The organism is Muribacter muris, assembly GCF_001038205.1.
Lineage (GTDB): Bacteria > Pseudomonadota > Gammaproteobacteria > Enterobacterales > Pasteurellaceae > Muribacter > Muribacter muris.
This window is the reverse complement of record NZ_JWIZ01000062.1, coordinates 1-20127: the sequence shown is the minus strand read 5'-3', so window position 1 is coordinate 20127 and position 20127 is coordinate 1. Positions and strand designations below refer to the sequence as shown.

The 20127-nt window shown below is 47.0% G+C and carries 23 protein-coding genes and 1 other RNA gene; 10 read left to right on the top strand and 14 right to left on the bottom strand.

The annotated features are described in order from the left end of the window. Nucleotides 1-2: 2 nt before the first annotated feature. The 4 genes from RO21_RS09385 (at nt 3) to ruvX (ending at nt 3022) form a co-directional block, all read left to right on the top strand. Nucleotides 3-986: a peptide ABC transporter ATP-binding protein gene (locus tag RO21_RS09385; protein WP_157019733.1), complete on the top strand. Its 984-nt coding sequence runs from the start codon at nt 3-5 to the stop codon at nt 984-986. 329 nt (nt 987-1315) lie between these two features. Continuing rightward, nucleotides 1316-2050: a 16S rRNA (uracil(1498)-N(3))-methyltransferase gene (rsmE, locus tag RO21_RS09380; protein ID WP_047977530.1), complete on the top strand. Its 735-nt coding sequence runs from the start codon at nt 1316-1318 to the stop codon at nt 2048-2050. After that, nucleotides 2051-2605: a YqgE/AlgH family protein gene (locus RO21_RS09375; protein ID WP_047977529.1), complete on the top strand. Its 555-nt coding sequence runs from the start codon at nt 2051-2053 to the stop codon at nt 2603-2605. After that, nucleotides 2606-3022, top strand: coding sequence for a Holliday junction resolvase RuvX (gene ruvX / locus RO21_RS09370; protein WP_047977528.1), 417 nt, complete (start codon nt 2606-2608; stop codon nt 3020-3022). 188 nt (nt 3023-3210) lie between these two features. Here ruvX and rarD (RO21_RS09365) read toward each other — a convergent pair whose 3' ends face one another. From rarD (RO21_RS09365) to RO21_RS09355, 3 genes are read right to left on the bottom strand one after another with little or no spacing between them, the layout of a single operon-like run. Beyond that, a complete protein-coding gene (rarD, locus tag RO21_RS09365; RefSeq protein WP_047977527.1) occupies nt 3211-4077 on the bottom strand; it encodes an EamA family transporter RarD in 867 nt (288 codons plus the stop codon). Nucleotides 4078-4086: 9 nt separating this feature from the next. Next, nucleotides 4087-4962 carry an EamA family transporter RarD gene (rarD, locus tag RO21_RS09360; protein ID WP_047977526.1) on the bottom strand — a complete coding sequence of 292 codons (876 nt, stop codon included), beginning with the start codon at nt 4960-4962 and terminating at the stop codon, nt 4087-4089. A gap of 19 nt (nt 4963-4981) precedes the next feature. Further along, nucleotides 4982-6196, bottom strand: coding sequence for a pyridoxal phosphate-dependent aminotransferase (locus RO21_RS09355; RefSeq protein ID WP_047977525.1), 1215 nt, complete (start codon nt 6194-6196; stop codon nt 4982-4984). Between the two features lie 132 nt (nt 6197-6328). Between RO21_RS09355 and RO21_RS09350 the strand changes: the two genes are divergently transcribed. Next, nucleotides 6329-7603 carry an isochorismate synthase gene (locus RO21_RS09350; RefSeq protein WP_047977524.1) on the top strand — a complete coding sequence of 425 codons (1275 nt, stop codon included), beginning with the start codon at nt 6329-6331 and terminating at the stop codon, nt 7601-7603. Between the two features lie 34 nt (nt 7604-7637). On the opposite strand, the gene RO21_RS09345 is transcribed toward RO21_RS09350, so the two are convergent. From RO21_RS09345 to RO21_RS09300, 10 genes are all read right to left on the bottom strand, one after another. Next, nucleotides 7638-7961: a zinc ribbon domain-containing protein YjdM gene (locus RO21_RS09345; protein ID WP_047977523.1), complete on the bottom strand. Its 324-nt coding sequence runs from the start codon at nt 7959-7961 to the stop codon at nt 7638-7640. A 101-nt stretch (nt 7962-8062) separates the two neighbouring features. Continuing rightward, on the bottom strand, nt 8063-8497 hold the full coding sequence (locus RO21_RS09340) for a GNAT family N-acetyltransferase (RefSeq protein ID WP_047977522.1): 435 nt from the start codon (nt 8495-8497) through the stop codon (nt 8063-8065). Between the two features lie 69 nt (nt 8498-8566). Then, nucleotides 8567-9868: a sodium ion-translocating decarboxylase subunit beta gene (locus RO21_RS09335; protein WP_047977521.1), complete on the bottom strand. Its 1302-nt coding sequence runs from the start codon at nt 9866-9868 to the stop codon at nt 8567-8569. A gap of 10 nt (nt 9869-9878) precedes the next feature. Then, complete coding sequence (gene oadA, locus RO21_RS09330) at nt 9879-11693, bottom strand: sodium-extruding oxaloacetate decarboxylase subunit alpha (RefSeq protein ID WP_047977520.1); 1815 nt, start codon at nt 11691-11693, stop codon at nt 9879-9881. Nucleotides 11694-11705: 12 nt separating this feature from the next. Beyond that, nucleotides 11706-11966: an oxaloacetate decarboxylase subunit gamma gene (locus RO21_RS09325; RefSeq protein WP_047977519.1), complete on the bottom strand. Its 261-nt coding sequence runs from the start codon at nt 11964-11966 to the stop codon at nt 11706-11708. Between the two features lie 141 nt (nt 11967-12107). After that, the gene (locus tag RO21_RS09320) at nt 12108-13292 is read right to left on the bottom strand and encodes an NRAMP family divalent metal transporter (RefSeq protein WP_047977518.1); all 1185 of its coding nucleotides are present in this window, start codon (nt 13290-13292) and stop codon (nt 12108-12110) included. 229 nt (nt 13293-13521) lie between these two features. After that, on the bottom strand, nt 13522-14265 hold the full coding sequence (gene pxpA, locus RO21_RS09315) for a 5-oxoprolinase subunit PxpA (protein ID WP_047977517.1): 744 nt from the start codon (nt 14263-14265) through the stop codon (nt 13522-13524). Further along, complete coding sequence (locus RO21_RS09310; protein ID WP_047977516.1) at nt 14252-15184, bottom strand: 5-oxoprolinase subunit C family protein; 933 nt, start codon at nt 15182-15184, stop codon at nt 14252-14254. Before RO21_RS09310 ends, pxpA begins: the two co-directional genes overlap by 14 nt. After that, entirely contained in the window at nt 15181-15831 is a 651-nt protein-coding gene (gene pxpB / locus RO21_RS09305) for a 5-oxoprolinase subunit PxpB (protein WP_047977515.1), read from the bottom strand. The genes RO21_RS09310 and pxpB overlap by 4 nt, the downstream gene beginning before the upstream one ends. A 77-nt stretch (nt 15832-15908) precedes the next feature. Continuing rightward, nucleotides 15909-16730, bottom strand: a complete 822-nt coding sequence (locus RO21_RS09300) for a DNA ligase (RefSeq protein ID WP_047977514.1) — start codon at nt 16728-16730, stop codon at nt 15909-15911. Nucleotides 16731-16947: 217 nt separating this feature from the next. On the opposite strand from RO21_RS09300, the gene RO21_RS09295 reads away from it, so the two are divergent. After that, nucleotides 16948-17742, top strand: a complete 795-nt coding sequence (locus tag RO21_RS09295; protein ID WP_047977513.1) for a putative hydro-lyase — start codon at nt 16948-16950, stop codon at nt 17740-17742. Nucleotides 17743-17761: 19 nt separating this feature from the next. On the opposite strand, the gene RO21_RS09290 is transcribed toward RO21_RS09295, so the two are convergent. Next, the gene (locus RO21_RS09290; RefSeq protein WP_047977512.1) at nt 17762-18310 is read right to left on the bottom strand and encodes a UPF0149 family protein; all 549 of its coding nucleotides are present in this window, start codon (nt 18308-18310) and stop codon (nt 17762-17764) included. Nucleotides 18311-18384: 74 nt separating this feature from the next. On the opposite strand from RO21_RS09290, the gene RO21_RS09285 reads away from it, so the two are divergent. The 4 genes from RO21_RS09285 to RO21_RS09275 all read left to right on the top strand — a co-directional run bounded on the left by RO21_RS09285 (nt 18385) and on the right by RO21_RS09275 (nt 19991). After that, nucleotides 18385-18711, top strand: a complete 327-nt coding sequence (locus tag RO21_RS09285) for a cell division protein ZapA (protein ID WP_047977511.1) — start codon at nt 18385-18387, stop codon at nt 18709-18711. 67 nt (nt 18712-18778) lie between these two features. After that, nucleotides 18779-18959: non-coding RNA, 6S RNA (ssrS, locus tag RO21_RS12325), on the top strand. Between the two features lie 4 nt (nt 18960-18963). Further along, nucleotides 18964-19548: a 5-formyltetrahydrofolate cyclo-ligase gene (locus tag RO21_RS09280; RefSeq protein ID WP_047977510.1), complete on the top strand. Its 585-nt coding sequence runs from the start codon at nt 18964-18966 to the stop codon at nt 19546-19548. Continuing rightward, on the top strand, nt 19548-19991 hold the full coding sequence (locus RO21_RS09275) for a methyltransferase family protein (RefSeq protein WP_047977509.1): 444 nt from the start codon (nt 19548-19550) through the stop codon (nt 19989-19991). The genes RO21_RS09280 and RO21_RS09275 overlap by 1 nt, the downstream gene beginning before the upstream one ends. The last annotated feature ends 136 nt before the right edge of the window (nt 19992-20127 follow it).

Below are 20127 nucleotides of genomic sequence, written 5' to 3'. Positions count from 1 at the left end.
AAATGCAAAAAAACGATCACAACGCACCGCTTCTTGAAGCGGTGGAATTGAAAAAATATTATCCTGTTAAACAGGGAATGTTCCGCCAGCCTAAGTTGGTTAAAGCGGTGGACGGCGTTTCTTTCAGTCTCGAACGGGGCAAAACCCTTGCCGTTGTAGGCGAATCAGGCTGCGGCAAATCAACCCTTGGGCGTATGCTCACAATGATTGAATGTCCGACCGAAGGGCAATTATTCTATAACGGGCAGAATTTTTTAGGCAGCGACCAAGCCACCAACCAGCTTCGTCGCCGTAAAATTCAAATTGTGTTTCAAAATCCTTATGCGTCCCTTAACCCTCGCAAAAAAGTCGGCACAATTTTAGAAGAACCGCTGAAAATTAACACGGCGTTATCCGCCAAAGAGCGAAAAGCCCAAGTGCTTGAAATGATGGCAAAAGTCGGCTTAAAACCTGAGTTTTACGACCGCTACCCGCATATGTTTTCCGGCGGGCAACGCCAACGCATTGCGATTGCCCGTGGGCTAATGCTACACCCCGATATTGTGGTGGCAGACGAACCGGTTTCGGCATTGGACGTTTCCGTACGGGCGCAAGTACTGAATTTAATGATGGATTTACAGGCGGAAATGGGGCTGTCCTATGTGTTTATTTCCCACGATTTATCGGTGGTGGAACACATTGCGGACGAAGTAATGGTAATGTATTTAGGACGTTGTGTTGAACAGGGTGAAACCAAAACCCTTTTTAGCAACCCACGCCACCCTTATACGCAAGCCTTACTCTCGGCAACGCCGCGATTAAACCCGAACCAACGGCGAGAGCGTATTAAACTGACCGGCGAGCTACCAAGCCCGCTTAACCCGCCGAAAGGTTGTGCTTTTCACGCGCGTTGTTGGAAAGCGACAGAGCGTTGCAAGCAAGAACGTCCTACGTTAGAAAGTCGGGCGGACGGCACAAAAATTGCTTGTTTTTGGGCTGATGAGTGATGTTTTGATGTGAACCTCATTGCAATGATTCTCACGTTGCCGATTTTCGTTTATGCCGTCGGTTAAATACGTTTCAAGAAAGGTAAGGATTATTCAAACGCCGAATATTCCTTACCTTTTTGCGCACTTGCAGTATTATATTACAGTTACACAACGTTAAATGAACCGCTGTCCGTTTAATCACACTACATTGTGTGGTTATATGAAAGAGGCTAGCGTGGCGTTTCTACAAGAATATTGCAAATTTTCTGCCCTAACCGACCGCTTGTACTTGCAGGAACGGAAGCGGTTGATTACACTTCCCTCTCTTTGACTACTATCGGCTGATTATGAGAATACCCAGAGTTTACCACCCAGAATTATTATCTGGCAAAACCCATTGCCAGTTAAGCGAAGATGCTGCCAACCATATTGGTCGGGTACTGCGAATGGGAGAGGGAGAAGATATTATTCTGTTTGACGGTACAAACCGGATTTTTCACGCGACCATTGCACAAGTGCATAAAAAGCAAATTGAGGTACGGATTCATCACAGCGAATTTGACGATCGGGAATCTCCCCTTGCTATTCATTTAGGACAAGTTATTTCACGGGGGGAGCGAATGGAATTTACCATTCAAAAATCGGTAGAATTAGGGGTGAAAACGATTACGCCGCTTTGGTCGAGCCGTTGTGGTGTGAAATTAGATGCCGAACGGCAGGATAAAAAAATTCAGCAGTGGCAAAAAATTGCAATAGCCGCTTGTGAGCAGTGCGGGCGTAATGTTGTACCGGAAATCCGTCCGATAATGCCGTTGGCGGATTGGTGTAAAGAGCAGGATGAGATGTTAAAACTGAACCTCCACCCTCGTGCCGAGTACAGTTTAAAATCCTTGCCGTCTATTCCGAAAGCGGGCGTTCGCTTGCTAATTGGCTCGGAAGGCGGGCTGTCGGCGGAAGAAATTGCAATGACGGAAACGCAAGGTTTCACCGAAGTGCTGCTTGGGAAAAGGGTACTTCGCACTGAAACGGCGGCATTAGCCACCATTACCGCATTGCAGATTTTATATGGGGATATGAGCTAAATGATGAATTTACAAGGCAAATTTTTAATTGCTACCCTTGATATGCAGGACGATTACTTTGATCGCGCGGTAATCTATCTCTGTGAGCATAATGAACAGGGCGCTTGGGGGGTAATGATTAACTCGCCGACTGATCTCTCGGTAATGGAATTGTTAGCAAAAATGGACTTTTTAATGGCAAACAGTCGGAATTACAGCCAAGATCAGTTGGTCTTGAGCGGTGGGCCGGTCAGCCAAGAGCGAGGCTTTATTTTACACACTCCGACACCGCAATCATTTCTACATAGCTATCCGGCGGGCAATGACTTGATAATGACAACTTCCGGCGATATTTTGGAAACGTTCGGGCAGACGGTTGCACCGGAGAATTTTATTGTCTGTTTGGGGTGCTGTACGTGGAAACCGGATCAATTAGAGCAGGAAATTGCGCAAAATAGCTGGGCGGTTGCACCGTTTGATAAAACTATTTTATTTCAAACGGGCTATTTGGATCGTTGGGTGGAAGCTAATGGCTTATTAGGGGATAACATTCCCACTGCTGCAGGGAGAGCGTAAATGGGGAAGACTGTGATTGCCTTTGATTTCGGCACAAACAGTATCGGTTGTGCTGTTGGTCAGAGTATTACCGGTACGGCTCAAAGTTTGCCGGCATTCAAAGCACAAGATGGGGTACCTAATTGGCAGGAAATAGGTAAGCTGCTGGCACAATGGCAGCCGGATCTGCTGGTTGTCGGCTTGCCGCTTAATATGGATGGTACGGAGCAGCCATTGACACAACGGGCGAAAAAGTTTGCCAACCGTCTGCACGGGCGTTTTAATTTGCCGGTTGTATTACAAGATGAGCGACTGACAACGGTTGAAGCGAAAGCAGAAATTTTTGCCCGTGGCGGCTATCGGGCATTAAAAAAAGACAAAGTTGATGGAATTTCAGCCTGTTTGATTTTAGAAAGTTGGTTTGATAGCCAAGGTTAGCGGATAACAAGCGGTCGGTTTTGTCTCAAAATATGCACGATGGCGTTATTGTCTAGTAAATGATAAAAAGCGCTTTCAATGACAATCTAAAGACAAATAGTGATGTTCGTTATATGCGGAAATCATTATTATATCTGTTGTTTTTATGTTTAGCGTGCAAAGCTAGGCATAATTCTGAATAATGTTTTTTAGTTTTGCCTATGGGTTGGCAGCTTGGCACGGAAATTGTCAATTGTTAATAAAATAATTGCAACGATAAGGCAAGCCAATAAAAGATAGGATTTTGTCTCTAACACTTCGCCGATCGCAAACGAGATCATCAGCATCACCAACGGTTCGGCATAGCCTAATAGACCTAATACGTTAATCGGTAATAAATTACTGGAATAAATATATAAAATAAATGCCATACCATTAACCAGCCCAAATAAAATTAAATAGCCGTAAAAATAGTGATTTTTCAGTAAAATGATTTCGCTGTCTATTTGCCAAATAAAATAAACGGCTAATGGCAATAAGAGTAATAACTCCACACAAAATGTGGCGAGTGTATTGATATTAAAATAGCGGCGTAATGCAATATAAATCGGGTAGCCAAAGCCTGCGACAAAAGTTGCCCAAGAGATTTCATCGGCTAAGATAATGTTCGTGCCTACGCCTAAGCAGGCGAACGCCAACGCCCACCATTTTAAACGGGAAAAATGCTCTTTGAAGATCAATTTACCTAATGCTACGGCAACTAACGGCAATAATAAATAACCGATAGAGACTTGAATGGCTTGGTGATTATTGGGTGCCCAGAGAAATAACCATAATTGAACGCCGGTATTGAGGGTTAATAATAAAATCACGCCGATTAAATGGGGTTGTCGGCGAATATTGGCAAACAGCTTGTTAAAATTATTTTGTTGTTGAAAGAGGAATATCGCAAATAAAATGATAATGCGTAAACCGAGCATTTCGGTATCGGTTAAAGGCTGTAAGAGCAACGTAAAATAGTAGCCCGTACCAAATAAAATATTGCTGATGAGCGCTAGAAATATGCCTTTTGCCACTGTTCCCCCTTATTTTTGTCCTTTTCGATGATGAAAAATCCCTTCAAAAACCAACAAGGCAATCGCAATACTCAAACAGAGCATCAGCACATAGGCATTTTGATCCAACACTTCACCGATTAAAAACGACACAACCAACATTGAGGCTGGCTCAACGTAACTTAACAGCCCCAATACGTTAATCGGCAAAAGGCTACTGGCAATCACATAGGCGATTAACGCCGAGCCGCTAACCAGCCCCAGTAACATTAGCCATTCGTAAATGAGCGGATTTTTCGCCAGTACAGCGTCCATATCTGTCTGCCACACAAAATAACTGGCGGCGGGCAGCATCAACACTATTTCACAGATAAAACTGGAGAGGTGTGAAATCGCAAAATATTTGCGCAGGCTGAAGTAGAGCGGGTAGCCGAGCAGTACCATCAGGGTTGCCCAAGAGAGCGTGCCTGCGGTGATTAACGTCAGCAATACGCCGATAATGGCAAACAGAATGGCGGCAATTTTCAGGGGCGAAAGGCGTTCTTGAAAGATAAAGCGCCCAACGGCAACCATTGCGATCGGCATCAACAGATAACCGATTGAAACATCGATCGCCGCATTATTATTCGGTGCCCAAAGGAACAGCCACATTTGCGATGCCGTAATCGCGGAGGTGATACACAGCACCAAGATCAAGCGGGGAGATTGACGCAATTTTTGCAAAAAACGGCGAAATTCACCCGCTTGTTTGAAAATCACAAGGGCAATAAACAAAAAAGGCAACGTAACCCAAATCCGAAAGCCATAGATACTCTCGCCGGAGAGGGGGCTAAGGGCAGTGGACAAATAGTAAAGCCCGCCAAATAAAAACGAAGCGGAAAGCGAAAACAATGTACCTTTAAGCATTGCTATTTGTCCTGATTCATTATTGACGATAATTCTGCAAAAATTTCGCTAACCGACCGATGGCGGTTTCTAATTGATGCACGTGTGCCAAGCTGACGACACGGAAGTGATCCGGTTTATGCCAGTTAAAGCCCGAACCTTGCACGAGCAACACTTTTTCTTGGCGTAATAGATCTAACACGAATTGCTGATCGTTCTGAATACCGTACATTTCCGTGTCGATTTTCGGGAACAGGTACATTGCCCCTTTCGGTTTAACGCAGCTTATCCCAGGAATTTGGGTGAGCAGCTCGTATGCTTTGTTGCGTTGTTCCAACAAACGCCCGCCGGGCAGAATAAATTCATTGATGCTTTGATAGCCGCCCAATGCCGTTTGAATTGCGTGTTGCATCGGCGTATTGGCACATAACCGCATTGATGCCAGCGTATCCAAACCTTCAATAAAGCCTTTTGCCTGCTGTTTCGGACCGTTTAGCACCATCCACCCCTGACGGAAGCCTGCCACCCGATAGGCTTTGGATAAGCCGTTATAAGTAACGGTTAACAGATCAGGCGCAAGGGCGGCAATGTGGTGATGCACTGCACCGTCATAGACAATTTTCTCGTAGATCTCGTCTGAAAAAATCATCAGATTGTGTTGGCGTGCGACTTCCGCAATGTCTAACAACAGTTGGCGGCTATAGACCGCACCGGTCGGGTTATTTGGGTTAATCACCAAAATGGCTTTGGTATTCGGGGTAATTTTCGCTTTAATATCCTCAATATCCGGAAACCATTCATTTTCTTCATCGCACAAATAATGCACCGCTTTCCCGCCAGCTAAGGTCGCAGCCGCTGTCCAAAGCGGATAATCCGGCATCGGGATCAGAATTTCATCTCCATCATTTAATAGCGCTTGCATAGACATCGTAATCAGCTCCGATACCCCATTGCCGATATACACATCGCCCACATCAATATCCCGTAGCCCTTTAAGTTGGTAATATTGCACAATCGCTTTACGGGCGGAATATAACCCTTTTGAATCGCAATAGCCCTGTGCGGTCGGCAAATTGCGGATAACATCCACCAAAATTTCCGCCGGTGCGTCAAAACCGAAAGGGGCGGGGTTGCCGATATTCAGCTTGAGAATTTTATGCCCTTCTTCTTCAAGGCGGATTGCCTCTTTATGTACCGGGCCACGAATATCGTAGCGAACGTGGGTCAGTTTATCTGTCTTTGCAAATCGTTCCATTTTCTCTTCCTCGGATTTTCATCGTAAAAAACGCTTCACTGTACTCCGATTTGTTGGGAAAAAAAAGAGAAAATACGTTAAAATAACACTCTTTTTTGCTGCAAGCGGTTAGATTGCCTCAATATTTTACAAATGTCTATTTTTCATCAATTAAAACAACAACTTAGCCAACAGATTCAACATCTTGCCGACACGGCGGAATGGAGTGAGCTGACAGCGGAGATTGCATTACCCGATGAAACGCCGAATGTATTGGCTTGGTTAAAGGGACAAACGCATTTTCCCCAATATTTTTGGCAAAGCCGTGATGAAGATAACACATTGGTTGCGCTGGGAGCTGCCCGTCGCTTTGAGTGCCTTGATGATGCCCAAGCCTTTAGCGAACGCTATGGCTATCGGTTGGTCGGCGGGCTGACCTTTGAGAAAGCGTGCCGTTTTATTTTACCCCGCTTACTGTTTGTCAAAAACGTGCGGAAACTGACCGCTTATTGCTATTTAAACGGGCAAGAGCGGCAGCAGGTTAGCCAATTTCTCCACCAAATCGCACCTATGACAACCTTGACAAAAACGGCGGGGAGCGAACCGCTTGCACGTCAGCAAGCCGCCACGTTTTCGGATTGGGCGGCGAATATTGAACGGGCGATCCACACCATTCAAACCAGTGAATTAAACAAAGTTGTACTGGCAAATGCGACGACGCTGACCTTCACTAAGCCGGTTTGCCCTTATGATCTGCTCTTTGCCAGCCAACAAAAAAACCTCGGCTGCTACCATTTTTTATGGTCGGAAAACGGCGAGCAGACGTTTATCGGCTCAAGCCCAGAGCGACTGTATCGGCGGCAAGGGCGTTATTTTTATACGGAAGCACTCGCCGGCACAGCGGCGGTAACGGCAGATGTCGAACAGACGGAATGCAACGCCTTATGGCTGCTCAATGATCCGAAAAATCGTTATGAAAACTGGTTGGTAGTGGACGATATTTGCAGCCATTTAACCGATTGTGCCGCCGATATTCAAGTCGGAGAAGCAGAAATTAAACGGCTTAAAAATGTACAGCATCTACGCCGCTTTATCCAAACTCAGCTCGCCGATAAGGTGAAGGACGGCGACTGCCTCGCCCGTATTCACCCGACCGCCGCCGTTGCCGGCTTGCCTCGCCCGCTTGCCACGGAGTTTATCCGCCGGCACGAACAGTTTCAGCGAGGTTGGTATGCTGGCACGCTTGGCTATTTCACGCCGGAAAATGCCGAGTTTTGCGTGGCATTACGTTCAGCGTTGATCGAAAAAAATCACATTACCCTCTATGCAGGGGCGGGGATTGTCGAAGGGTCAAAGCCCGATGACGAATGGCAGGAGATTGAGCGAAAATCGCTGGCAATCGCAAATTTATTGACGGTAGAACGTTAAACAAACGGACGCTTGAGCGTCCGTTTCGTTTGATTTATGCCTTTTTCAAAAATTCCGATTTCAGCATAATCTTGCCGCAATCGACATTGTGATCGCCGTGGGCAAGGCGAATCCCTTTGAATTTAGCACCCTTTTTCAATACTTCTGACGAACCTTTTAATTTCAGATCCTTAATTAAGATCACATCATCGCCGTCTGCCAGTAAATTGCCGTTACTATCTTTGACGATCAGTTGATCATCGTCCGCTTCCTCAACTTCATTGCCTGTCCATTCATAACTGCAATCAGGGCAGACAAACTGAACGGAGTCGTGGTAAGTATTTTCGCCTTTACAAGACGGGCAAATTGGAAAATCCATTGTTATATCCTTAGTTTAAAAACGCCAATTATAACGCAAGCGGTCAGATTTCGACAGTTTTTTACAACAGTCGCTACAAATCCACGCATTTTGTTGATTTTCTAAAGATTATAGCGATACTGAATAAAATCGGTTCGGCTGGCGAGTTTATCATAAAGGCTCTGCGCTGTTTGATTATGAATAGATGTTATCCAATAAACTCGCTCACAATGACGTTGTTCGGCAAAGCGATAGATAAACTCAATGAGTTTTTTAGCGATACCTTGATGACGAAAGTCAGGTGCGACAAACAAATCTTCTAAATAACAATGTTCATTTATTGCCCAAGTACCGGAATGGAACACAAGGTGGGCAAATGCGACCAATTTATTATCAATAATGACACCAAGCCCTTGCATTGCGTGATTGGCTAACAATTTTTGCCAAGTGGATTCCGTGATTTCTTCCCTTAAAGTCGCCTCATAGAAAGCAAGATAGCCTTCCCACAAGGTTTTCCATTGCTCATAATCACTATGGAGGAGTGGTCTGATATGCATTATATCTTCTCCTAAAAAGGATACGGCGTGCGTATCCTTTGCATAAAATATTTTAAATTCAACCGCTTGCTACATTCCGGCGATGTATTTCAACATCACACCGGCGGCAATAGCTGAACCGATTACACCAGCGACATTCGGCCCCATTGCGTGCATTAACAGGAAATTTTGTTTGTCGGCTTCTAGCCCCAGTTTGTTGGATACCCGTGCTGCCATTGGTACGGCGGAAACGCCCGCCGAGCCGATAAGCGGGTTGATTTTGTGCTTACTGAATTTGTTCATCAGTTTCGCCATAATCACACCGCTTGCCGTGCCGATACCAAAAGCAATGATACCCAGTGCCAAAATGCCTAAGGTTTGCGGTTGTAAAAATTTGTCCGCCACTAATTTTGAACCGACCGAAAGCCCCAAGAAGATAGTAACGATGTTGATCAGTGCATTTTGCGACACTTCGTTTAAACGCTCAACCACGCCGCTTACCCGCATTAGATTGCCGAAGCAGAACATTCCCAATAACGGGGCGGCATCAGGTAGTAGCAGGGCGACCAAGAGCAGCAGAATGATCGGGAACAGCACTTTCTCTTTGGTACTGACGGTACGCATTTGCACCATTTTGATTTTACGTTCTTGCTCGCTAGTTAAGGCGCGCATAATCGGCGGCTGAATAAGCGGCACGAGAGCCATATAAGAATAGGCGGCAACGGCGATTGCACCTAATAATTCCGGCGCGAGTTTACTGGCGAGATAAATCGCCGTTGGGCCGTCCGCCCCGCCGATAATGCCGATAGCCGCGGCTTGCGGGAGGGTAAATTCAATCACGCCCAACCAGTTTAGCCCGACTGCACCCAGTACGGTTGCAAATATGCCGAATTGAGCCGCCGCCCCGAGTAACAAGGTTCTCGGGTTGGCGAGTAGCGGGCCGAAATCGGTCATTGCTCCCACGCCCATAAAGATGATGAGCGGGGCTGCTCCCGATCCAATCGCCACATTATAAAACAGGGCAAGTACGCCGGCGGTATAGCCCATATCGCCCGCGAGCACTTCCATTTGTTGTTTTACCGAAGGCAGTGCAGTCGCAAGGGCGGCTTTGATCGCACTTGGGTCGGCAGCACTGCCTAATTTTGCGGCAATAATGCTAAGTTGTTCCGGCGTGCCTTGATGGAGCAGATTATCCAATGCGGTCATTGCCAATCCGGCTTCGGGAATATTTGAAAGTAACCCGCCAAAGCCAATCGGCAACAAAAGCAACGGCTCAAACTGACGGGCAACCGCCAACCAAAGCAATAATAGGCTGATAGCGATCATAATCGCCTGCCCGATTTCAAGGTGCATCAAGCCCATTCCTTGTATTAAGGCTGAAATACTTTCCATTATTGCTCCTCTATACCAACGTCATCAATGTATCGCCCACGGCAACCACATCACCGGCTTTAACGGCAACCCCCTGCACTTTGCCCGTTTTGGCGGCACAAATTTGCGTTTCCATTTTCATTGCTTCAAGGGTGAGTAGCACATCGCCTTCATTCACAGCCTGTCCTTCGGAGACTAAGACTTTCAAAATATTGCCTGCCATTGGCGCTGCAACCGGTTCACCGCCCGTTGCAGCGGCAGGTTGCGGAGCGGGCTGCTGTGTTTGAGGGGCTGGCGTCGCCACAGGTGTGGACACTTGGGCAATGTCGCTAATATCGCCGCCTTCGCTGACTTTTACCACAAAGGCTTTGCCTTCCAGCTCAACGGTATAAACGGCAGAACCATTGGTTTGGGCAGCTTGTTTCGCTGGTTGAGCGGTTTCAGTTGTTGCCGCTGGTGCAGGCTCAAAGGCTGCCGGATTGTCCCGATTTTCGAGGAATTTCCACGCAATTTGGGGGAATAATGCTACGATCAACGCATCGTCAATCGCTTCTTTTGCAAGTTTCACCCCTTTTTCGACCGCTTGCTGTTTGACTTCCGCCAATAATGTCTCCATTTCCGGTGCAAGATGATCTGCCGGGCGATCGCTAATCGGTTCTGCCCCCTCTAATACACGGGCTTGTAAATCGGCATTGACCGGTGCGGGCGTGCGACCGTATTCCCCTTTCAAAATACCGGCGGTCTCTTTAGCAATGGTTTTGTAGCGTTCGCCCATTAACACGTTCATCACCGCCTGCGTACCCACAATTTGTGAGGTCGGTGTAACGAGCGGAATATAGCCGAGATCTTGGCGAACGGCAGGGATTTCGTTTAACACTTCATCAAGACGATCGGCGGCGTTTTGCTGTTTAAGCTGATTTTCAAGATTGGTCAGCATACCGCCCGGCACTTGTGCGACTAAAATGCGACTGTCCACGCCTTTTAACTGCCCTTCAAATTGGGCATATTTTTTGCGGACATCACGGAAATAGGCGGCAATGCGTTCCAGCTTGGTAATATCCAACCCTGTGTCGTAGCCTGTGCCTTGTAAGGTTGCCACTAAAGCCTCGGTCGCAGGATGGCCGTAAGTACCGCTCATTGATGAAATGGCGGTATCAATGCCGTCCACGCCGGCTTCAACGGCTTTGAGCAATGCCATTTCCGCCATACCGGTAGTGGCGTGGCAGTGCAGATGTAGGCGAACGTCATAGCGTTTTTTAATTTCGCTCACTAATTCGTACGCAGCCGTCGGGGTTAAAATACCCGACATATCTTTGATTACGAGGGAATCAATGCCGATTTCGAGTAATTGTTCGCTCAGATCCAACCAAGTTTGGAGAGTATGGACAGGGCTGGTGGTGTAGCTTAGCGTGCCTTGGGCGTGCCCGCCTTGTTTACGCACCGCTTGTAATGCTTGTTTCATATTGCGTGGGTCGTTCATTGCATCAAAGACACGGAAAACGCTCATTCCGTTTGCGACTGCCCGTTCGACAAAGCGATCGACCACATCATCGGCGTAGTGGCGGTAGCCCAACAAGTTTTGCCCGCGTAGCAACATTTGTAGCGGGGTTTTCGGCATTGCTTTTTTGAGTTCACGCAGGCGTAGCCACGGATCTTCACCTAAAAAACGAATGCAGGCATCAAAAGTTGCACCGCCCCAGGCTTCTAAAGACCAATAACCGATATCGTCCAATGCTTCGGCGATCGGTAGCATATCCTCCAAACGTAAACGAGTGGCAAACAGAGATTGATGCGCATCACGCAAAACCACATCGGTTACCGCAATTTTTTTGAGTTGTGTTGTCATAATTTTTCCTTTTTATTCGTGAATGCCTTGCTGGCGGCGGTGATGGTTGATCGCAGCGATGATAACAGGGCGTAAATGCGCCACATCATCAGATACTGCCTGTGGTTGAACCGCTGGGGTATTTGGTGGGCTGACGGCATCGCTGAAAAAGCGGTTGATGAGCCGAGACATCAGGGTAATCGCACCAATGAGCAGCAATAAAAACAGTATTACAAAGCCCATTCCCACAAACATCAAATTCACGCCCTCAACGATGAGCTGACTTTCTGTCATAAACAATTTCTCCAAACTAAAATGCAGAAACCACTGCTGATTTCGTCAGCAGTGCTCTGCCAATGTAAATGAGTTTTTGGCTAATTTCAATCCCTAAAACGTTGGAATTTTGTTGAATTTGGCGATAATCCGACCGCTTGTTTAGCCGATTAAATTGCCGATATATTTAGAGAGCGTCATCGCACTCAGCACCGCCATTAGCACAACCACGATCGCGCCGCAAACGGTCATCCAAACAGGGTGTTTGTAGTCGCCGACAATGCGGCTTTTGTGTGCGGCGAGCAGGATCAAGCCGAGGGAGATCGGTAAGATCAAGCCGTTAAGTGTGCCGACAAAAACCAGCACTTGCGCAGGGCGACCGATAGTCGCCAGCACGGCGGTAGAAATCACGATAAAAGCGATAATCCAGTAATTTTTGTGCTTTTCAATGCTCGGTGAGAAACTGGTGATAAATGATACGGAGGTGTAGGCTGCGCCGATGACGGAGGTAATGGAGGCTGCCCAAATGACAATGCCGAAAATCATCAAGCCGAGGTTGCCGGCAGCGTAAGAAAAGGGCGTGGCGGCAGGGTTTTTCGGATCAAGGGTAACGCCTTGGGAAACCACACCTAAGACTGCTAAAAACAGCACGATACGCATAATAGAGGCAATAAGAATAGCGGAAATCGAGCTTTTGCTGACCTGTTTTAGTGCAGATTTGCCGGTAATACCCGCATCCAGTAAACGGTGAGCGCCGGCAAAGGTGATATAGCCGCCGACCGTGCCGCCTACGAGGGTTACAATGGCGATGACGTCCAATTTTTCCGGCAAAAAAGTGTGTACTGCGGCATCGGCTAACGGCGGGTTTGCTTTGACGGCGACATAAATCGTTAAAGCGATCATCACAAAGCCCATTACTTGCGCGAAGCGATCCATTGCTTTACCGGCTTCCTTGAATAAAAAGATCCCGATTGCCAATGCACCGCTGATGATGGCACCGGTTTCAGGCGATAAACCGGTGAGAATATTTAAGCCCAGCCCGGCACCGCCCACGTTACCGATGTTAAACGCCAAGCCGCCCATTACGATTAAGATCGCTAAAAAATAGCCTGCGCCCGGTACAATGGCGTTGGCAATATCTTGGGCTTTTTTCTCGGAAACTGCCACAATCCGCCAAATGTTGAGCTGTGCGCCGATATCCAGCAAAATAGAGAGTAAAATCACAAAACCAAAACTGGCAAGCAAGGTTTGGGTAAAGGTTGCGGTTTGGGTTAAAAAGCCCGGGCCGATTGCAGAGGTAGCCATTAAAAAAGCGGCGCCTAACAGGGCATTACGGTTGTTTGACATTGTGTTCCCCTAAATAAAGTGGTTTGTTGTTATGTGATGTAAGTAAGCGGTCGGTTGCGCAGCAATATTTGCAAAAATGCACACACCGAACGGTTTCACGGCATTGTTCAACGCCAATCGTTTTAGGTGAGCGAGTACCGCTCAAACGCCTACGCACGATGCGGATAGTTTTCTCTAGCCACGGCATAAGACCTTTTGCAGATTTTTGCCACGAACTCACCGCGTGAATTTAGCCGTTGGCAGAGAGTGCGATGCCTTGTTGGGTCAGTGCCAGCCGAATTTTTTCAGCAAATTCAATGGCGTGTGCGCCATCACCGTGCAGACAAATACTGTCGGCTTGGATTGCCACCCTTTGACCGTCGACGGCGGTTACTGTGCCGTCTAATACCATTTGTAGCACTTGGCGGATTGCTTCTTCATCGCTCTCAATCAGTGCATCGGCTCGGCTACGCGGGACGAGTGAACCGTCCGAGAGATAATGGCGATCGGCAAAGACTTCGGAAATCACGCCTAATCCTTGTTTTTGAGCGGCATCAAGCATCAGGCTGCCGGCAAGCCCCATCAATTTAAGGTTTGGATCAAAAACCTTGATAGTCGAGGCGATCAGGGCTGCCAAATGTTCATCTTGTGCAGCTTGATTGTACAACGCCCCGTGCGGCTTTACATAGGCGAGCGGCACGTCATAGGCTTCACAGAGTGCTTTCATTGCGCCAAGTTGGTAGAGTAGGCAGGCTTGCAACTCTTCATCGGGCAGGGTCATTGGTGTCCGCCCGAAATTTTTGCGATCGGGAAAACTCGGGTGTGCGCCAACCCGTACTTTGTGTTGCTTTGCCCAAAGGATTGCTTGGCGCATTTTTTGGTAATCGCCTGCGTGTAAGCCGCAGGCGACATTGGCAGAGGTAACTAATTGCAAAAGAGTTTGATCGTTGCCACAGCCTTCGGCGAGATCAACGTTTAAATCAACGTGCTTCATAGACGCATCTCCGTATTCGGTTTAAATAATCTTGATTGGCTTGATAAAGGCGAAGGGCTTGCTCTCGCGATACACATTCAAAATAGACATTACTGCTGAACGGATTTTGGGCTAATCGACCTAAATCCGCTTGAATGACGCAGGCGATTTTGGGATAACCGCCGGTGGTTTGCGCATCTGCCATTAAAATGATGGGTTGCCCATCCGGCGGGACTTGTACCGTGCCGGCTGGGGCGGCGTAAGAGAGCATTTCAAGCGGTGCGTTGAGAGCTAAAGGTTGCAAACCGCTGAAACGGTAGCCCATTCGGTTACTGTTCGCCTGTAATTGCCAGCCTTGTGAGAAAAAAGCCTGTTGGCTTTGTGGGCTGAACGCATCAAATTCTGAGGATTGGGTGGCGTAAATTTTATTGGTAAAGGCAATCGGTTCAACCCCTAGTTGAGATAATGTTGTATCCCGCCGCCCCGTTGCCAAGTGATCGCCACTTTTGAGCAAACGCCCTTGATAGCCGCCAAATTCGGCTTTTAGATCGGTACTGGCAGAGCCAAGCACAAGTGGCACATTAAAGCCGCCAGCCACGCACAGATAGGCATAGTTGCCGGAGATAAAGCGTTTTAAGGTTAAACGCTGACGAGCTTTGGCGGTGTAACGCCAGTAGGGCAGGACGGGCATACCGTCTAATTCCGCCTCAATGATCGCACCCGTGATACAAAACGGCGTGGAGCAATCGAAGGTGAGCGTCATTCCGGCAAGTGTCAGCTCGATTGCCGACGCATTGTCAGGATTATCAAGTAATAAGTTGCCCGCTTGAAGTGCCAATGAATCCATTGCTCCGGCGTGTCCGATACCGAAACGGCGTAGCCCAAAGCGCCCTAAATCTTGTATATGGGCAAAGCCCTGCATTTGTTCAATATAAATCATAGTCTGATACTCTCTGCCACAAATCTCACTTGATCGCCTGCTTTGAGTAGAACCGGCGGGCTAAGGGTTAAATCGAAAAGGGCTATCTCGGTTTTACCGAGTAACTGCCACCCGCCCGGTGAACTAAAGGGGTAAATACCCGTTTGGCTGCCGCCGATGCCGACTGATCCTGCCGGCACTTTAGTGCGTGGTACATCACGGCGTGGCGTGTGGAGATTATCGGGCAAACCGCCTAAATAGGGGAAACCGGGTTGAAAGCCCATCATAAAAACCGTATAGGTAGGTTCGGTATGGCGGCGGATAATGTCTTCAGGGGTGGTCTGGTGAAAGCGGGCGACATCTTGCAGATCTTCGCCAAATTCACCGCCGTAATGGACGGGGATTTCCACTAAACGCCCTTGATGTGTGCTACTTTGATGTTGGAGAGTTTGCCAGCGTTGTTGCAGGATTTCCATTAAAACGCCCGTATCGGCATTGAGATCGTGAAAAACGGTTAAATTATTCATTCCAACGACCACTTCCAGCACATTCGGCAATGTGTTTGCCTCGTCTGCCATTCGCCAAAGGCGTTGTTGGTTGCTCAATGTTGCCGGTGGTGGCAGGGTACATAACAAAGAGTGTTCGCTGGTATAGCTAATGGATAACATAGCGTCCCTATATTGTTAAAATAATGTAAATATGTTTTACGTTATACGGGGTGATTTGTCAAATACTATTTAGTTTGTCATTTTAACTCTAAGTTATAATCGGATCGGATACGCCAGTAGGTGGCAAAGCGGGGTTTGCCGGAGGCGGTTAGCCCTCGATATTTGTAGGTGATAATTGCCCCGATTGGCGGCGGGTTTTCCCGATCTTTATCCTTAAAGCCCGAACCGATCCGGAATATACCTTGTTCATTGCGGCAGCTAATTGCGCCGAGTTTGCCCTGATATTTTCCTTTGCCTTGATGGTGAGCTACGACTTCACATTCCGCATCGGCGACTGCTTTCAATTTAAGAATTTGGGCGGAACGCCCGTGAATATAGGGGGAGTGAGGATTTCTCACCACAACACCCTCGCCGCCGGCAGCTTGAATTTGCTCGAAAAATTGCTTGAGATGAGCGTCATCTTTAACGGGGATTTGCGGGATAATGTGAATATAGGGTGTCGGGTTCTGGGCGAGATAATCCGCCAAGGTTTTCAAGCGGGCAAACAGATCGCCTTGAGCTTGCGGCACATCGAAAACATAGAGTTTGAGCTTGTACCACCCCTTAGGGCTGGCAGAGCGTACGGTAGCTGCTATCTCTTCAAATTTTCCCCGCTCGCTAAACAGTTCGCCGTCAATAGCAAAGGGTGGAAAAGATTGGGTAAAATAATCCGGTGCTGAAAGCGGGTAGCCTTGGCGACTGAGTAACTGCTTGCCGTTCCAGTAACCCCTTACGCCGTCTAACTTTTCGCTCATTACCCAGCCTCGAATATCTTGATCTCGGTATTGCTCCAATAGCATTAGATCCAAGGGTTGTGCTACCAACGAAGTGCATAGTAAAAAGAGGAGCGAGCGCCACATTTTCCTTTCCTTCTCATCAGAATATTAAAGGTGAAAATATAGCGTTTTTATGGAAAAAAGCAGAAATAGAGATCGATTTTACGATCACGATCACAAAATAAACGGGCAAGCGGTGAGATTGAGTGAATATTTTGCAAGGTGGATCAGCGGTTGATTAGTGTAAAGTGTAGTTGTAACATCAGAGCATTTTTAGTTCATACCTAAAAAGGAGACAAAGATGAATCAATATGCACATTATTCACCGGCAATGTTAAGAGAATTGATTGCAAAACAACACATTACCGGACAAACATCAGGAATGGCATTGGGATATGCTCAAGCGAATTTAGTCATTTTGCCGAAAGAATATGCCGATGATTTTGAGGTATTTTGTGCCAAAAACCCTAAACCTTGCCCGATATTAGAGATTGTCAGGGGGACGAAATTTACGCAGGCAGTGGCAAAAAGCGGGAATATTTATACGGATATTCCCGAATATTATGTATATGAAAACGGTGTGAGAACCCAACAACTTTATGATGTTGAAAGCTATTTCAATGAAAATATGGTGGGATTTTTAATCGGGTGTAGCTTTTCTTTCGAGGAGAGTTTATTAAGTGCGGGTTTAGGTGTACGCCATATTGAGCAACAATGTAATGTGCCGATGTATCGAACAAATATCGCTTGCCAAGCCGTTGGAGCATTTAAAGGAAATATGGTGGTCTCTATGCGCCCTTATACGAGAGAACAGGCATTGCGTGCTGAAGCGATTACCGCTCAATTTCCTTCCGTACACGGTGCGCCTATTCATTTCGGCGATCCCGAAGCGATCGGGATTGCGGATCTCTCTCAACCGGATTTTGGGGACGCTGTTGAGATCAAAGCGCAGGAGATCCCAGTTTTCTGGGCGTGCGGCGTAACGCCTCAAAATGTGATTTTAGAGGCGAAATTGCCGCTCGTGATTACCCATTCACCGGGATGTATGTTTATTACCGATATTCAGAATGTCGCCTTGAAACAGACTGCTGAATGAACGGTTTGTAAAGGTATAATTAGTGAAGTTGAGGGTTTTTGCTTTTGCAAGAAGGCGAAAAATGGCTATGTAAAAACAGGCTGACCACCCGCAGATATTCAATAATTTCTTCACCGGCGGCGAGTAAATCGTCATTGTTATCTTGTTCGTCATAACCCAATTTGGCGATTTCAGCGAGATCGTCAATTGCTTCGCCGACCTCATCGGTTTCTTGTTGCAGTTTTGGTTGGGCTAACCCTAATCCAAGCAGAAAATGTTCTGTCCATTCTGCGATCCCATCGGCAAGTGTAAAGCCGTTTTCATCTGCGGGCTGCCACAGGGAAAATAGCGTATCGGCTTCATCAAAACTTTGACTAAGCTGTTGATAAAATTCAGTTAATTTCGCTAATGGCGCTTGTGAAAAAGCGTGTCCGTTATGGGTAAATTGATAGGTGAGCGTTTGCCAAGAGTCATCTTGAATACCGCCTGCCAATAAACCGCTTAAAAAACCGTGAAATTCCGCGGGAGTATAGTCGATTTGGAGCTCGCTAATCAGTTGTTTGAAGTCGTTACGGTGAGAAATAGCCATAGTCTGTTATTTGTGATTTAGTCAAAGGGTGGCATAATAGCAAAAAATTTTGAGTTCGTGAGGATTTCCCGACAATGTCGAAAAATAATATTGAATTATCGCTTTTTGGTCAGGTGCTACGTTTATACTGCCCGCCGGAGCAGCAAGAGGCGCTGCGAGAATCGGCACAACGTTTAGAGGAACGGGTCAGCCTGTTAAAAGAGCAATCGGGCATTATTCAGTTGGAGAAAGTGTTGTCGATTGTGTCGCTCAATTTGAATTATGAGCTTGAGTTGGAGCAGCGCAAAAATGCAGAAAATAAGAATGTGCTAATGGCTTGTGTACAACATCTCGATCAATCGCTGGCAAAATTGCAATCAAGCGGGGCGGAGACGGTATCAATTGGTCAAGAAAATAACTAATGAACCGATTTCTGCAATTTTATTGATCTGACCACTAGGAAAAAACGTTAAATTCCGTTAGTATTTCTTTCGCCTGAGGTGTACGTTGCTTGTTACGTCCCTGAGCCGATATTTAAAACTCCTTGAGTTGAGCTCCTATTTGTTGGTGAGCAGGCTCGCCTAGCGAGAAGCCTAAAAATGAATATGTTCGACTCCCTTGAACCTTCTGGTTCAAGGACCACAACAGGTAACGGCACTTCGGGTCTTTTATCTATGTTAAATACCTCTTTATCTTCTAGTGAGCAACGCCGACTGTTGCGTCAAGCAATGAAAGCCAAGCGTTTGGCGTTAAGCGATGCACAACAACAATTCGCCGCCAATGCCATTTTGCCTCATATTTTAACGTTAGTTGAACAGTATCAAGCGCAACATATTGCGTTTTATCAAGCATTTCAGGGGGAAATTTCGCCTCAACCGGCGATTGATCGGCTACTGAAACAAGGGAAAAAAATCTATCTGCCGGTATTGCACCCTTTTTCTGCTCATCAACTTCTGTTTATCGCCTACCAATCCCCTCAAGATTTATCCCCGAACCGCTTTGGGATTTTAGAACCCCGCCTTGACGTACGCAAGGTACTGCCCTTTGAGCAACTGGATATGCTGTTTTTACCGCTTGTGGCGTGCGATAAGCAGGGCAATCGGTTAGGAATGGGCGGCGGCTTTTATGATCGCACTTTGGCACAAATTCCTGATGTGGTGAGTGTCGGCTTGGCACATCGCTGCCAGCAAGTCGAGCAATTACCGCTGGAAAGTTGGGATATGCCCCTGCAACATTTAATTCTTGGGGAGAGTGAATAATGCAACCGAAATACCCGCCACCACTCGTATTTGCTTGTTGTGCGATAGCCATTTTTGCGTTACCGAGTGTGCTAGAGCCTCATTTTATCCAAAGAATAATTGCTGGCGTTATCGGCGTATCTGCCTTAATCGTTGCCGGCTGTGCCGTGTGGTATTTTCATCAAGCCAAAACCACCCTTGACCCTCGCGTGCCTGCTCACACCACTGTTTTAGTTACCTCAGGCGTTTACCGTATGAGCCGTAACCCAATGTACTTTGCCCTTGCCGCTCTCTTGGTGGCGGAAAGTTTATGGTTGAACCGCTTACTCGGTTTTGGGGTGGTATGGGGCTTTGTGTGGTTTATCACCCGTTTTCAGATTTTGCCGGAAGAACAATCGCTCGCCCGCATATTCGGCGACAACTATCAAGATTATAAAAAACAGGTTCCCCGTTGGTTGTGGTAGAATGAACAAGCGGTCAGTTTGGCGGCATTTTTTGCAAAAGTACGGTATTATGTAGCAAATGCACAAAAATAGACATTTTAATAGAATGTAGGGACACACTGCGTGTGTCCTTTATAAAAATCAAATTATTTCAATA

Excerpts from the sequence above, each read along its gene's own strand:
- RO21_RS09385 (WP_157019733.1), top strand. The coding sequence starts at position 3 with ATGCAAAAAAACGATCACAACGCACCGCTTCTTGAAGCGGTGGAATTG.
- rsmE (WP_047977530.1), top strand. The coding sequence starts at position 1,316 with ATGAGAATACCCAGAGTTTACCACCCAGAATTATTATCTGGCAAAACC.
- RO21_RS09375 (WP_047977529.1), top strand. The coding sequence starts at position 2,051 with ATGATGAATTTACAAGGCAAATTTTTAATTGCTACCCTTGATATGCAG.
- ruvX (WP_047977528.1), top strand. The coding sequence starts at position 2,606 with ATGGGGAAGACTGTGATTGCCTTTGATTTCGGCACAAACAGTATCGGT.
- rarD (WP_047977526.1), bottom strand. The coding sequence starts at position 4,962 with ATGCTTAAAGGTACATTGTTTTCGCTTTCCGCTTCGTTTTTATTTGGC.
- RO21_RS09355 (WP_047977525.1), bottom strand. The coding sequence starts at position 6,196 with ATGGAACGATTTGCAAAGACAGATAAACTGACCCACGTTCGCTACGAT.
- RO21_RS09350 (WP_047977524.1), top strand. The coding sequence starts at position 6,329 with ATGTCTATTTTTCATCAATTAAAACAACAACTTAGCCAACAGATTCAA.
- RO21_RS09345 (WP_047977523.1), bottom strand. The coding sequence starts at position 7,961 with ATGGATTTTCCAATTTGCCCGTCTTGTAAAGGCGAAAATACTTACCAC.
- RO21_RS09340 (WP_047977522.1), bottom strand. The coding sequence starts at position 8,497 with ATGCATATCAGACCACTCCTCCATAGTGATTATGAGCAATGGAAAACC.
- RO21_RS09335 (WP_047977521.1), bottom strand. The coding sequence starts at position 9,868 with ATGGAAAGTATTTCAGCCTTAATACAAGGAATGGGCTTGATGCACCTT.
- oadA (WP_047977520.1), bottom strand. The coding sequence starts at position 11,693 with ATGACAACACAACTCAAAAAAATTGCGGTAACCGATGTGGTTTTGCGT.
- RO21_RS09325 (WP_047977519.1), bottom strand. The coding sequence starts at position 11,966 with ATGACAGAAAGTCAGCTCATCGTTGAGGGCGTGAATTTGATGTTTGTG.
- RO21_RS09320 (WP_047977518.1), bottom strand. The coding sequence starts at position 13,292 with ATGTCAAACAACCGTAATGCCCTGTTAGGCGCCGCTTTTTTAATGGCT.
- pxpA (WP_047977517.1), bottom strand. The coding sequence starts at position 14,265 with ATGAAGCACGTTGATTTAAACGTTGATCTCGCCGAAGGCTGTGGCAAC.
- RO21_RS09310 (WP_047977516.1), bottom strand. The coding sequence starts at position 15,184 with ATGATTTATATTGAACAAATGCAGGGCTTTGCCCATATACAAGATTTA.
- pxpB (WP_047977515.1), bottom strand. The coding sequence starts at position 15,831 with ATGTTATCCATTAGCTATACCAGCGAACACTCTTTGTTATGTACCCTG.
- RO21_RS09300 (WP_047977514.1), bottom strand. The coding sequence starts at position 16,730 with ATGTGGCGCTCGCTCCTCTTTTTACTATGCACTTCGTTGGTAGCACAA.
- RO21_RS09295 (WP_047977513.1), top strand. The coding sequence starts at position 16,948 with ATGAATCAATATGCACATTATTCACCGGCAATGTTAAGAGAATTGATT.
- RO21_RS09290 (WP_047977512.1), bottom strand. The coding sequence starts at position 18,310 with ATGGCTATTTCTCACCGTAACGACTTCAAACAACTGATTAGCGAGCTC.
- RO21_RS09285 (WP_047977511.1), top strand. The coding sequence starts at position 18,385 with ATGTCGAAAAATAATATTGAATTATCGCTTTTTGGTCAGGTGCTACGT.
- RO21_RS09280 (WP_047977510.1), top strand. The coding sequence starts at position 18,964 with ATGTTAAATACCTCTTTATCTTCTAGTGAGCAACGCCGACTGTTGCGT.
- RO21_RS09275 (WP_047977509.1), top strand. The coding sequence starts at position 19,548 with ATGCAACCGAAATACCCGCCACCACTCGTATTTGCTTGTTGTGCGATA.